The following is a 13,602-nucleotide window of genomic DNA, read 5'->3' as shown; positions in this document are numbered from 1 at the left end:
GATTTGACCTGGACATGATCGGGAGAGGCAGAGAACGATTTTTCTATAAAAAGCACAAAGCGCTCGAGAGGACACGCCACCAGAATCACCGGCAGCCCCCGAGCGCTTTAAACTCATACATTTTATGATTCGTAAATACGAACTTGAAACCATAACGCAGTACCTTTGCAAAGAGAGAGAGGCATTCTACCACAAAAAGTAGTCCGGGCTGTCTCTGTGCATGCCTTCTTCTTAACGAGCCCATTTTGTTGAAAGTACTCGTTGTGTAGGTGAACCACTCCGCACGATAGAAATGGACCAAAAACTACGTCGTCAATCGGCCAGCATTCGGAACCAGCCAAGTGACGCCGGCCCATCCAGGACGAGGTACACATCGCGCCGGCCGGAGGCGCCCGTCAGCCCGCAGGAGACGCTCCGCCAGTCCTGCCCTGCACCGGCCGGAATCGCGCACTTGCCGGCGAGCAGTCCGTCCGGTCCGTCCAACCGAACCTCGACAATCGCTTTCTCCGTGGCGGTTACCCGCATCTCGATCGCTGAGAGACCTGCACCGAGCTCAACGTCGTGAAACGCGAGCCAGCCCGCCTTGCCGCTTACGACGGCGGCGCTGCCGCTCTCGACGCATTCGCCGAGATGGATCCCTTGATACGCATCGTAGTTCACGGCCCGGGTCACTTGCTTGAGATCGCGCGGCGGGATCGTCTCGCCAGCGACCGCCAGACGGCCTTCCAGCCGCAGATCGCCGGAGGAAGAGCCGAGCAGGACCGTGTACTCCCCGCTCTCGATGCAGAATCGCTCGCGCGTCACATCCCAAATCGCCATCGATTCAAGCGGCAGACGGAACATCACCTCCGCCGTCTCGCCCGGGGCCAGTACGATCCGTCTGAAGTCCGCCAGCTGAAGACTCGGGCGCTTGACCCGGGAAGCCCCTGCCCGTACATAAAGCTGCACGACCTCTTCACCCGCGCGTCCGCTTGCGTTCGTCACGCGGCAGGCAACCTCGATGTCCGTGTCCGTTCCGGCCTCGACCCGGTTCACAGGCAGCCGCAGGCGTTCATAATGGAACTCGCTGTACGAGAGACCGTGTCCGAACGGATACAGCGGCTCGCCCTCGAAATATTGGTACGTGCGTCCGCCCTGGATGATGTCGTAGTCCATGAAAGGCGGCAGCTGGTCGATGGACTTGTACCATGTCATGTTTACCCGGCCCGCCGGATTGATGTCGCCGAACAGCACGTCCGCCACGGCATGGCCGAGCTCCTGGCCTGCATGGGACGTATACAGGATCGCCGGTACCCTCTCCTGCAAAGCGTTCAGGGCAAACGGGTAACTGCCGACGACCACTACGATCGTGTTCGGATTCGCCGCAAGCACCGCAAGGGCCAGCTTTTCCTGCGAATCTGCCAGCGTAATGTCGGGCCGATCCATCGTCTCCTTGCCATTGATCAAGGGATGATTGCCGACTACCACGATCGCCGCATCGGCGCCGCGAGCCGCTTCAACAGCCGCATCCACACCGTTTGATACGAATTCGAGCTCGAACATGTCGGCCCGCATGTCAGTGTCCGATCCGCCGACATCCGCCGTGCCGCCGACGTTGATGGCATTTGCAGTCTCTGCCGCACGGCCGTCACCAACGAGCAGCGCGCCCGTCTCCTCGTCGACCGTTACGGGCATCCCGTTCCAGGTCGAAATGGTCGTGATCGCACCTTGACGGTCAGTCATCCGAATCTGGAACACTTCCTTCGTAAACCATTCCCAAATCCGGTTAGCCGACGCCTGTACGGTTTTGTCGTCCGTCGTCAGGTAACGGCCAGTCCGCTCCGCAATCAACGTATGGCTGCCCCAGCCCCAATCCGTTATCTCGAACACGTCGCCTTCTTCCGCGCGCAGCGCGTCCGCGGCGAGCCCGGCCTTCTCATCGTTGCAGACCCGGATATACCTTCCGGTACGAACCGCCTTCAGGCGCACGCGATGAGTGCCGCTCGCGTGTGCGGTTTCGGCTCTGGCCCCGGAAGATGCCAGCCGCTCGCGTATTCCCTCCAGCGGCGTAACCGCATAAGGCAGCGTGCCGCTGTACCAGTCGGGGTACACGACATCGGCAAGCGGGCCGATGACGGCAACCTTGCTCAGCTTGTCTGCCTGCAGCGGCAGCGTCCGGCCGACGTTCTTGAGCAGCACGACGGCCTTCTGCGCAGCCTCCCTTGCCAGCTCCGCATGCGCCGGACGGAGAATCGCCGACTCGTCGATTGCAGCATAGGGATTTCGTTCCGCCGGGTCGAATTCCCCGAGCCTGAACCGGACGCGGAACGTGTTCCGAAGGGCTGTATCCAGATCGTTTTCTGTTAGAAGCCTATCCGCGAGAGCCTCGCGAATCGCTTCCGTGACCACGGCAGCTTCGTCCGTAATACTGTCGATGCCGCCATCCCGGATGGAGCGGGCCACCGCCTCCTTCAGCGTCTCCACGTAATGGTGATCCCGCACGGTGCCTGTCACGTCGAACGCGTCGCTGACGACAAAGCCGTTCATCCCCCATTCGTGCTTGACGATGTCGATCACATCCCGGCTGAGATTCGCCGGTACGCCGTTGATCGCATTGTAGGCCGTCATCATCGACTGGGCGCCGCCTTCCTTGAACGGGATTTCAAATGCCTTCAAATAATACTCGCGCAGATTGCGCGGATCGAGGCTGACGGATGCGTCGCCTCTTCCCGCCTCGTTATTGTTGCCGATAAAATGCTTCAGCGTGGCAACGGCCTTCAAGTAAAACGGATGGTCGCCCTGGATGCCTTGCGTAAGCGCAGCGGTCAGTTTGCCGGCCAGCACCGGATCCTCGCCGTACGCTTCCTCCGTCCGCCCCCACCTCGGGTCACGCTCCATGTCGACCGTTGGCGCCCACAGTGTCAGGCCGTTATGAGACGGATTCTTCCTGTAGAAGCCGCGGGCCTCGTCGCCGATCGCACCCCCGATTCGCTTAAGCAATTCTTTGTCCCACGTACAGGCGAGGCCGATCGGCTGTGGATAGCTCGTTGCCTCTCCCAGCCAAGCCATGCCGTGAGCCGCCTCCGTGCCGTGTTTGTACGCCTGCACGCCCAGCCGGTTAACCGCAATCTGGTACTGCGGCATGAGCCCGATCTTCTCCTCCAGCGTCAGTCGGCCGATCAGGTCGTTCAAGCGGTCCTCAAGCGGCAGGCCGGGATTCCAATACGGGTAGCTCTTATCGGTTGTCATCGTATCACGCTCCTCGGATCAATCATACAGAAAATTACGTCTGCCATCATCTACGATCTACTCGGAGACGTGATACTCGAACCAGTCAAAATGCGCGGGCGAGGCGGAGCGAGCGCCGTTGCCCGTCGCGTACATGGCGATAAATACACCCGTAAACCCGCCTGCCACTTCCGTGGCCAGCAGCCCGCATTCCCCGAGACCCATCTGAGCCGGCTCTTCCCCGCTGCCGGAATAACCGAACTTGTAGTGCATTTTGTCCGCTTGAACCGTCAGCACGACCGAATCTGCCGACCATGGCACTTCGTTCTCGACCTTCCACAGCGTCCCCAGCCTTCTGCGGAATATAAGCTTGCGCTCACCCGCGATCCGCGTTAACGCAATCTCGTAATGGAAACGTTCATTCATAAACACGGTGATACCCGCTTCCTCATCGTCGTGCTGCGGCACAAACGTCAGGTGCGCCTCTGTACGGCATGCAAAATGCTGCTGCCTTCTGCCGACGAAGGCCACAGCGCCAATTTCATTCAGTGTGACCGGGGATCCGTACAGCGTTAAGCTGCCGCTATGCGCCGAGAGCGACCAATTCTCCGGGTCCGGCGAACGCAGGAAGTTCCAGCATGGAGCAAGAGCGGCACCATCGAAATCGTCTCTCGCCGCGGGAGCGTGAACCGGCTGCAGCGGAAGGCCGCCCGCCGGCATGGTTTCGGAGACCGTTCCGTTGTCCCCGATGACCGGCCAGCCATCCTCTGTCCAGGTGACCGGTGCAAGGAACGTTTCCCGACCGAGATTATGCTGCATAGGATACCCGATCGGCCGCACTCCAAGGAATAGCGCCCACCAGCTGCCGTCCGGCGTCTGAACCAAGTCGGCATGCCCCGTCGCATGAATCGGTTTCTGCAGGCTTCGATGGGATAAGATCGGATTATACGGACAGCTCTCGAATGGACCGTCCGGTCTCCTGCCTCTCGCCACCGTGACCATGTGGCCGTATTCCGTGCCCCCCTCCGAAATCATGAGATAATACCACTCGCCGACCCGATAGATATGCGGAGCTTCCGGATATTGGCCGCCCGTCCCGTTCCACACGCAGGCAATATCCGACAAACGCGCCCCCGTCCTCGGATCGATTCGGCTTTGGTAAGCGCCCTGCCCGGAAGCATCATGGGAAGTCGTGTAGTAGACCGAGCCGTCCTCGTCAAAGAACATATCCGGGTCGATCCCCTGTTGATCCACATAGATGGGATCGGACCAGGAGCCCCGCGGATCGTCCGTAAATACAATAAAGTTGCCGCCTTCCGAAACATTCGTGGTGGTCACGTAGAAAACCCCATTGTGATAACGGATCGTTGGCGCGTAAATCCCGCCCGAACTCCAGGCCTTTCGCAGATCCAATTGTTCCGGCCGTGTCAGGACATGGCCAATCTGCTCCCAGTTCACCAAATCCTTACTGTGAAACAACGGGACGCCCGGAAAATATTCGAATGAGCTGGTTACCAAATAATAGTCCTCACCGACTCTGCAGACGCTGGGGTCTGGATGAAAGCCGCTGATGACGGGATTGTGATAATTCATACTAGGCTCTCCTTAGCTTTACGTATTAATGCTGCTCGCTGATCGTATATTTCATGGCCGAAGGTATGCCAGGTCTGTTACTCATTCCAAAGCTTAACGCGATCCTGAACGAAATTCGTAAAGCCCTTTTCCATTTTCTCGACGCCGGCATCGATCAGCTCCTGCTGATACGCATCCCAAATCTTATCGAAGTCTTCCGGCTTCGCCATAACGGCTTGCGGGATTCTTTTCAACGTGATGTCCTGCATCTTGCTCGCCAGAATCGTAACGTCATCGTCGCCGGGTACGGCTATATTCCACGCTGAGCCCCATGCTTTAACCGGGAAGTCCTTCTCGTTCGGGAACAAGTCCATCCAGGTCGTCGCGCCGTATGCTTTGAGCGTTTCCTTGTCGGCGGCCGTATAAGCCTCGACGATTTGTTCCGGGAAGTTCTTCGTGTAATAGTTGCCGGTCGAATCCTTCACGCCGTCGCCGTAATGAGCGCCCAGATTGGTATAGAAGCCGATTCCGGTTTCCTTGCTGAAAGCCGTATTGTCGTTCGTAATACGCTGTTGAACGTCCTGCGGCACGACACGCTTGCCGCCTTGCATAGTGTATTCCTTGCCTTCGATGCCCCAGTTGTTGAGAACCTGCCCTTGCTCGGAGGCGAGGAAGTCCAGAAATTTGATGGCGCGGATCGGATCTTTGCAGCTCGTGGAGATCCCTACGCCCCATCCGGCCATGAAGCCTGTCGATTGGAAGCGGTTGTCCTTGTAGCTATCGTTCAGCATGACCGAGTAATGCCCATAGGTTTGATCAAGCTTGCCCGCGGTCTTAAGCGCCTTCTCGCCGTCCGCATAGTCCCAATCCACGTCGATAAGTCCGACCACCCGTCCCGAAGCAATCTTGGACAAATATTGATCGTACTTCTGGACGAAGCTTTCCTTATCGAGCAGACCGATGTTAAACATATGGTTCAGCCATTTGAAATAATCCTTTTCCCCTTCGGTGCGGTAGTGATACGTCGCTTCGTTGGTTTTCGGATCGATGTAATATTCGCCGTCTCCCGATTTGCCGGTCGTTTCGGCAGCCGGATTCGTGACCGAGATGGACGTCCGCCAATCATCCGCGCTGAGGGCCAGGCCGATATTCTTGTTCCCGTCTTTATCGGTCGGATGCTTGTCGATATAGGATTGAATGACATTCTCGTAATCCTGCAGCGTCTTGACCTGCGGGTAGCCCGCTTCCTTCACGGCGCCGTGCTGAAGCTCGAATCCGCTTCCCGCAACGAAGGTAACCCCGTCGACGGCCGAATAGGTCGGGATGACGTAGATCGACTCATCGTCGTTGCTGTAGCGCAAGCGTTTCATTTGATCGCCGAACAGCTTTTTGAGGTTCGGGGCATACTTGTCGATCAGATCGGTAAGATCGAGCATGGCTCCCGCGTCGACCAGTTTGTTCAGATCTCCCTTGGGACTGATCAGATCGGGGTAATCGCCGCTGGTTGCGATCAGCGCCACCTTCTGCGACGGATCGCCGACCGCGAATTCGGCATCCAGCGTTACGCCCGTCTCCTTCGTGATTTCTTTGCTGACCTCATCCTGCATGTTCTGCCAGTTCGGGTTCGGATCGCTGCTGAAGAACGAGAAGGTGACCGGAGACGTATCGTTTGCTCCGTCGGCGCCGGCTGCGCTGCTTCCGCTGCTGCCGTTATTCCCTCCGCATCCTGCCAGCAGGCCAAGCGAGAGCGTCAGCGCCATGCCTAACCCTGCAATTTGTTTCAAATTTCCCATTGTAATACCCCCTATTTAAACTTCTGGATATGCATATCTGATCAGGCTGCCCTGCCGATATCAGTCTCGTTGCGTCCGGCTAGCTTTTAACAGCGCCAAGGGTCATGCCGGTGACGAAATATCTCTGCACGAACGGATAGACGACCAGAATCGGCAACGTGACGATGATCGTAATGGCCATCTTGACAGATTCGGGCGAGATTTGGTTCATGACTTGGTTCATGTTCATTCCGTTCACATTGCCGTTGCTGCCAACCTGCGTGCTCTGCAGAACCTTCATCAGCTCGTACTGCAGCGTAGTCAGATGCTCCTTCGAGCCGTTGTACAAGTACGTGTCGAACCAGGAATTCCATTGGCCGACCGCCAGAAACAGCGCGATCGTAGCGAGCGCCGGGGTCGTCAGCGGCAGTATGACGCGCCAATAGATCGTGAAATCGTTGGCCCCGTCGATTTTCGCCGATTCCTGCAGCGCATAGGGAAGCCCGTCGATGAACGAGCGGATGACAAATACGTTGAATGCGCCTACAAGTCCCGGCAGCACGTAAACCGCGAAAGTGCCCAGAAGATGCATATCCCTCATCAGAATGTAGAAAGGAATGAGACCTCCCGAAATGTACATCGTAAGCGCAAGGAAGACCGATATGAATTTGCGTCCCTGAAAATCCGCACGGCTGAGCACGTAGGCCAGCATAGATGAACTGATGAGCCCCAGCACGGTTCCGACCACTGTCCGCAGAACCGATATTTTAAAGCCGGTAAGAAGCCCGTCGAACGAGAAGATCAGCGAATAGTTCTCAAGCGTGATATGACGGGGGATAACCGTGATGCCTCCCCTCACCGTGTCGGTTGAATCGTTCAGCGAAATGGCCAGCACGTTCAGGAACGGATAGAGCGTGCAAACGGCAACTAAAATGACGACAAGATAGACGACGACATCGAAGGCGCGATCCGGTATCGAAGCATGTATTCGTGTATGTTTTTCCAATCCGAAACCCTCCTTACATTATGCTTTCTTTGGTGACCTTTTTGAAAATGCCGTTGGCCACAAAGAGCAGAATCAAGCTGACGACGGAGTTGAAGATGTTGATCGCGGTACCGAACGAATAACGTCCCATGCCCAGGCCGTAATTAAGGGCATACAGATCGAGCACTTCTGACTTCTCCTTCACAAGGTTGTTGCCAAGGAGGAACTGCTTCTCGAATCCGATGCTAAACAGGTGACCGATGGACATAATAAGCAAAATGATGATTGTGGAACGGATCCCCGGCAGCGTGATATGCCAAATCTGCCGTACCCGGCTTGCTCCGTCAACCCGCGCCGCTTCGTACAGCTCGGGACCGATACCGGCAATCGCCGCCAGGTAGATGATCGCGTTCCAGCCGGTTTCTTTCCACATGTCCGCGCTGGTGACCAGGTACCAGAACAGATTCTCCTTCGCCGTGAACTGGATGGGCTCATGGATGAAGTGCAAGCCGACCAGAATCTGATTGACGACGCCGTTGTCCGTTGAAAGCATTTTCGTAACAATACCTGCCACGACCACCCAAGAAACAAAGTGCGGCAGATACGAGACGGTTTGTACGAATCGCTTTAAGAATGAGAGCCTCACTTCATTCAAGAGAACGGCGAAAACAATCGGAACCGTAAAGCCCGCAACCAGCCCCATGAAGCTCATCGCAAGCGTATTGCGCAGCGCATTGAAGAACTGATCGTCCTGAAACAACGTGCGGAAGTTATCGAATCCAACCCATTTCTGCTCGAAAAACGATCGGCCTACCCGAAACTTCTGAAAAGCCATCGTCCAACCCCACAACGGCAAATAGCTGAATACGAACACCCAAATCACAAAAGGGATGGACATGAAATATAGGTATTTCTGCTGAACCAGGCGATACCAGAAACCGCGTGTTGTCTTAGAAGACCTGTTGTGCTCTAACGGTATAACAGACAAATCAGTATCACTCCTCTGCATAATCACTCCCATCTAGCATTATAGTCCATGCTATTTGCCCAATCCTTGATTTTAGGGTCTTAAAATAGCATGATAAGGACACAGCTATTGCAAGCCGTAAAGAAAGGGGGACCCGCATGAGAAGCGTTCATTTGAATTGGTTTACGACAGACGAGCAATTTCAGTTCTACATTCAGTACGGCGGGCATGACGAAGACATGTATTTGCATCATCATGCCGATTTCTCCGAACTCGTCATTGTTTTGCACGGAAACGCCACGCATATCGTGAATACGGAAGAATCTTTCATCAAAAAAGGAGATGTTTTTGTCATTGACGGTCTGGCCTCCCACGCATACAAGAATCCGCATGATTTTCGGATTTGTAACATTATGTACCGTCCGGAGTTTTTAAGATCGGCTGGTCCTGACCTGAGAACATCCAATGGTTATCAGGCACTTTTCGTTTTGGAACCGTTTTACCGCAATATTCAGCATTTCAATAGCAAACTGAGCTTACCGCTTTCGAATCTGGAATATGTTACGTCCCTCGTTGCCGTCATGATCGAGGAATTTGAGAACAGGCTGCAGGGTTATCAGACGATGCTGCGCGCCAGGTTTATGGAACTCGTCGTTTATTTGTCGAGGCAGTACGAGAATCAGGAACGGCAAGGGATTCAAAGCAACCTGATGCATTTGGCAAATGCCATTTCCTTTATAGAAGATCACTATCTGGAACAACTCTCACGCGAGCAAATCGCAGCCGAATCCAATATCTCGGTCAGACATTTGAACCGGATTTTCCAATTCTATTACCAAACGACGCCTTTCGCCTATCTTCACCAGCTTCGTCTGGAACACGCCTGTACTTTGCTTAAGAAGACTAACCTGCCCATTTCGGAGATCTCATATAATAGCGGATTCAACGACAGCAACTATTTTACCCGCCAGTTTACCAAAGCCTACGGCATGTCTCCGAAGGTGTACCGGAAAAATCATTAGGCGCGCTTTGCGCTTTAGACTAGAATATATGCCGTTAAAACAAAAAGCCGCGATTTACGCGGCTCCGTTAAGATATATGTTCTTGTCCCTCGACAGTAGTTCCTGCTTCAGACTTATAAGCAATGTGCTCGGTAATTAGTGTCCTCGGTTCGTTGACAACGCTGCAGCATTCAAACCGGTTAATACAGCCTTTTTTGCCCGTTTTTTCAGGTACAGACTCGTCTTTTCAGCCGACGAGTCTGTATTGTGTGCGTGCAAATCCCCGTTCAGCGCTTAAGCAGGTTGATATGATCGAGATTCGTACTGGTGTTGAAAATAAACGCGAGTTTGTATTTGCCGCGGTAATAGGTGATTTTCTGCTGCACCAAGGATCCGTTCCGGATGGTGACCGAGTAGGAAGGCGCGCCCCACTGCCTGATGAGCAATCGCTTCGTTATGCCTCCAATATTCGTCTGCCGTTCGATATTCGTCCCGAAGTAGCGCATTTCGCGAATCCTGTTCCGCTTGTAGGCGATGGCGTAACCGGGGTGCCCCATCTCCGCATGATACATGTCGAACGCATCCGCGTTCGTTCTTGGCTTGTCCGGCTGGCCGATCTTGCCAATGACGGTCCGACGGGTGCTTACCCCTATTTTCAGCCCGTTCACCGAGCCGGGGAACCGACCATTCAGCGCTGGCTTATAGAAGCTGTTTAGCGTCCTCAGCGCCCTTACCGCATCTTCCGCGCTCGCTTGCCGTATCGTCTCTGACGCTTCTTGGGCGTCAGCATGAGCGGCTAACCCGGATGTGAGTACAAGACTGGAGAGCGTTACGGCTAATACGGCTTTACGAAGGTTCATAATTGAAGGTCCTCCTGCGTTCGATTTGTTGAGCAGTATTTGCTCATCTCTGGTAATTTACCCTGTTGCCCGATCGGTTACTCGCCGGAATAATATTGCAATGCATCGTCCACTTGTCCTTTTCCCTTAATCCAAAGAAGGAACTTGATCGATCCAAAGGATAAATTGCTGTACGTAGCGCTTCAGATACTTGCGGGTAGCTTCGTCGGTCAATAGGCGCCGTTCCAGATCCACCTTATCCATTACTTGCGAAATGTACATCTTTTGAAAAGGAAGCACAAATGCTTGAGTCGCCTCCAACGTCTGTCTGATCTGCTGCTGCGACAGGATCGTACCTTTGACCCCTGGAGTTGCGCCTACCAGCCCGACCGGCTTTCTGCGCAGAGCGGCGGTTTTGGTCGGAGTCGAAGCCCAGTCCAGAGCGTTTTTCAAGACACCGGGAATACCCGAATTGTACTCAGGGCTAACAATAATGATACCGTCGACCCGCTTAATTGCTTCGCGGAAGAATTGGACGGGCTCAGGGCCGTCTCCATGATCTGTATCTTCGTTGTACAAGGGGAGATCCGCTATGGATATCGACTCGTAGACGATCGAATCATCCAACTCGGGTATAGCAGCAGCAATCATGCGGTTGAACGAGTTTTCTCTTAAACTTCCTACTATCAATCCGACCTTCTTTGTTTTCCAATCAAGTGCCATCTTTGTTTCTCCTCCAATAACCATTTGATTTTAAACATCCGCTGTCAGCCGATCAGAAGATATGGCTTTTCTGCACCAGCTGAGCGGATGTCTTGGTACTCACAACTTAATTAGCAAGCTTGTCCTCCGAACCAGAGTCCTCCCGCATTATCGAGGACTTGTTGCATCGACCTTGGCATATTGTCGAAGCGAGTTTGTAACACTGAATAACGGGCACTTGGCCAACATAAGCGTTTCGTGCCAAGTTATCCCGGCCGTTCAAGGGTAAATATTTTGCCCAAGGTCGCATAGAAATTTCCTGCCATACGGCTGACGGGCGCCAGCTTCGCCGCATCTATTCTCCCGTCTTGCAGAATGTCTTCCGAGATCCGAAAACGGACCACGCGCGCGATCAACAGGTCACAACCCGGTGTTTCTTCCGTCCCTCCAAGTTCAATAGCATGTTCAAGAACACATTCCATCCGAAACTTTGACTCTGCAATCCCACGAACCTTAACCGCTTCACTATCGCTCGGCGTTAGCCCTGCAAGCACCACTTCACTTTCGTCAGGAGGCAAAGTTGCTGCGGTCTGATTAATATGTTCGACATTGGCCTCGTCAACGATGTGAACAACAAGCTCGCCCGTTGTAATGGCGTTTCGTGCCGTATCCTTCATCTCGCCATTCTTGCGCTGCACTGATAAGGATAAAAGCGGAGGACTGCTGGAAACGATTGAAAAGTAGCTGAATGGCGCGCCATTCAATATCCCTTGCTGCGACAGCGTGGTAACGAATGCAATCGGGCGCGGAACGACGCTGCCGATGAGGAGCTTATAATTATCCCTGTCGCTTTGCACTTCCGGATCTATAGAAATCATATCGTTCCTCCCGATAAACATAATATACGGATATGCTGCCCTGGTTCAGAAAATCGTAATGCTCTTTGTTCGGAAAACAAGATTTTCTTCTCATTCCCTTCATTGCTTGCCATCCTCCAGTTCACGGACTTGGATTGGATGCAGATTCGCTTCGAGCTGCGCGCGGCGGGGTTCGAACCAGGATGGAAGCATCAATTTCTCTCCCAGAAATTCTGCATCCTCATCTCTGGAAAATCCCGGTGGATCCGTAGCGATCTCGAACAGGATCCCTCCGGCTTCCCGGAAATAAATCGCATTGAAATACTGACGGTCTTTAATTTCAGTCGGTTGGTAACCGGATTGGAGCACATGGTTTTGCCATTGTACATGCTCGTCAAAATCCTTGGCCCGCCAAGCAATATGATGTACTGTACCTGCGCCGCCGGCTCCCGACTCCATATTGGTTACCGCCACGTCGATGAGGTTTCCAATATCAGCTGACGTTTGAAAACGCGCATAACCTTGATCCTCACCGACTTTCTTCATGCCAAGAATATGCTCCAGGGCGATCATTGTTTTTGCCGGGTCGATACTAAAGAGGACGGCTCCGCCAAATCCTTTGATCGCTTTATCGGCGGGAACCCCGCCGAATGACCATTCGCTATTCGTTCCTTCCGCCCGTTCCACGATTTCCAGCCGAAGCCCTTCCTTATCCGCGAATTGAAGATACTGCTCGGAGAATCTGAAAGCCTTCATCACCGAGATGCCAAAGCGCTTAAGCCGATCTTCCCAGAAGCTGAGTGCGCCTACCGGAACAACAAATGTGGTAATCCCTACTTGTCCGCCGCCAACCCGTCCCTTCCGGGAAGTGGGCCACGGGAAGAAGGTGATGATTGTGCCTGGGCTGCCGGCCTTGTTCCCGAAGTACAAATGATACACCTCCGGCGCGTCGAAGTTAATGGTTTTCTTCACAAGCCGAAGACCAAGAATGCCTGCGTAAAAATCAATGTTCTCCTGTGGATTTCTTGCAAAAGCCGTAATATGGTGAATCCCTGTTGTTTGTAACGACATCATTAATCACTCCTATATGATTCGAATTATTGGTTGCGGACTTACGGTTACAGTTCAGAAGCGGTTCTTTACGACAAACTCTCCAATCGGCTCAACTATCAGACGTATTATTAACAATCCAAAAGCTAACATTTTAAATCATTTATTTTTATGTTAATTATCTTATTTTTAAGATATATGACGTAAATCGACTCTGCTACCCGCATGCACGAATACCTTAAGTGATGTTTCGTGTTCTTCATCCAATTGTGTTGGCCCCGAAATCCCCTCCTTTAATCTTTATTTTAAATATCTTTAATTCAAGATATTATATTTTCCGTTTGATGTCAACCGTTTTTCTATTTCAGCGTATAGCCAGCATAACGTGAGATTTGCCAGATCTCCTAAACAAGTCAGTTGAAATTATAAACTTTTATTCCGAAAGACTGTATCGAACCCGTCACTGTCTTCATGACCCGGATGACCCTCAAATTGAGCAAGCATCGATGTTTTGTTCAAAATTCTCAACCAGCACCTAGAAAAGAAGGTGTAATCCCTTGGCAGATTTATTTTGTTGTTGTGACACCACACACAACCTTCATTCAACACTTTGACAACAATTAGTCAACCACTGGTCACAATTCATTGTG

General features: G+C 53.2%; 10 protein-coding genes. 1 reads left to right on the top strand and 9 read right to left on the bottom strand.

The window, feature by feature from the left end:
- Positions 1-312: 312 nt before the first annotated feature.
- The 5 genes from AC0YOA_RS30295 to AC0YOA_RS30275 form a co-directional block, all read right to left on the bottom strand.
- Positions 313-3,228: a glycoside hydrolase family 3 protein gene (locus AC0YOA_RS30295; protein ID WP_475789793.1), complete on the bottom strand. Its 2,916-nt coding sequence runs from the start codon at positions 3,226-3,228 to the stop codon at positions 313-315.
- Between the two features lie 57 nt (positions 3,229-3,285).
- Complete coding sequence (locus AC0YOA_RS30290) at positions 3,286-4,800, bottom strand: glycoside hydrolase family 43 protein (RefSeq protein ID WP_475789792.1); 1,515 nt, start codon at positions 4,798-4,800, stop codon at positions 3,286-3,288.
- A 77-nt stretch (positions 4,801-4,877) separates the two neighbouring features.
- Positions 4,878-6,572, bottom strand: coding sequence for an ABC transporter substrate-binding protein (locus AC0YOA_RS30285; protein ID WP_475789791.1), 1,695 nt, complete (start codon positions 6,570-6,572; stop codon positions 4,878-4,880).
- A 79-nt stretch (positions 6,573-6,651) separates the two neighbouring features.
- Entirely contained in the window at positions 6,652-7,557 is a 906-nt protein-coding gene (locus AC0YOA_RS30280) for a carbohydrate ABC transporter permease (RefSeq protein ID WP_475789790.1), read from the bottom strand.
- A 13-nt stretch (positions 7,558-7,570) separates the two neighbouring features.
- Positions 7,571-8,434: an ABC transporter permease gene (locus AC0YOA_RS30275; RefSeq protein ID WP_475789789.1), complete on the bottom strand. Its 864-nt coding sequence runs from the start codon at positions 8,432-8,434 to the stop codon at positions 7,571-7,573.
- A 227-nt stretch (positions 8,435-8,661) separates the two neighbouring features.
- Here AC0YOA_RS30275 and AC0YOA_RS30270 point away from each other — a divergent pair, with 227 nt between their 5' ends.
- Complete coding sequence (locus AC0YOA_RS30270; protein WP_475789788.1) at positions 8,662-9,525, top strand: helix-turn-helix domain-containing protein; 864 nt, start codon at positions 8,662-8,664, stop codon at positions 9,523-9,525.
- 266 nt (positions 9,526-9,791) lie between these two features.
- Here the strand turns inward: AC0YOA_RS30270 and AC0YOA_RS30265 are convergent, their stop codons facing one another.
- From AC0YOA_RS30265 to AC0YOA_RS30250, 4 genes are all read right to left on the bottom strand, one after another.
- Complete coding sequence (locus AC0YOA_RS30265) at positions 9,792-10,364, bottom strand: YjgB family protein (RefSeq protein ID WP_475789787.1); 573 nt, start codon at positions 10,362-10,364, stop codon at positions 9,792-9,794.
- A 126-nt stretch (positions 10,365-10,490) separates the two neighbouring features.
- Complete coding sequence (locus tag AC0YOA_RS30260) at positions 10,491-11,066, bottom strand: NADPH-dependent FMN reductase (RefSeq protein ID WP_475789786.1); 576 nt, start codon at positions 11,064-11,066, stop codon at positions 10,491-10,493.
- A gap of 245 nt (positions 11,067-11,311) precedes the next feature.
- Positions 11,312-11,923 (bottom strand): flavin reductase family protein, encoded by a 612-nt coding sequence (locus AC0YOA_RS30255; protein WP_475789785.1) that lies wholly within the window; start codon positions 11,921-11,923, stop codon positions 11,312-11,314.
- Positions 11,924-12,022: 99 nt separating this feature from the next.
- On the bottom strand, positions 12,023-12,973 hold the full coding sequence (locus AC0YOA_RS30250) for a ring-cleaving dioxygenase (protein ID WP_475789876.1): 951 nt from the start codon (positions 12,971-12,973) through the stop codon (positions 12,023-12,025).
- Positions 12,974-13,602: the final 629 nt, after the last annotated feature.

This window comes from Paenibacillus sp. JT22N12, assembly GCF_056269365.1.
The sequence above is the reverse complement of the archived record's forward strand: the minus strand, read 5'-3'. Positions and strand labels throughout refer to the sequence as shown.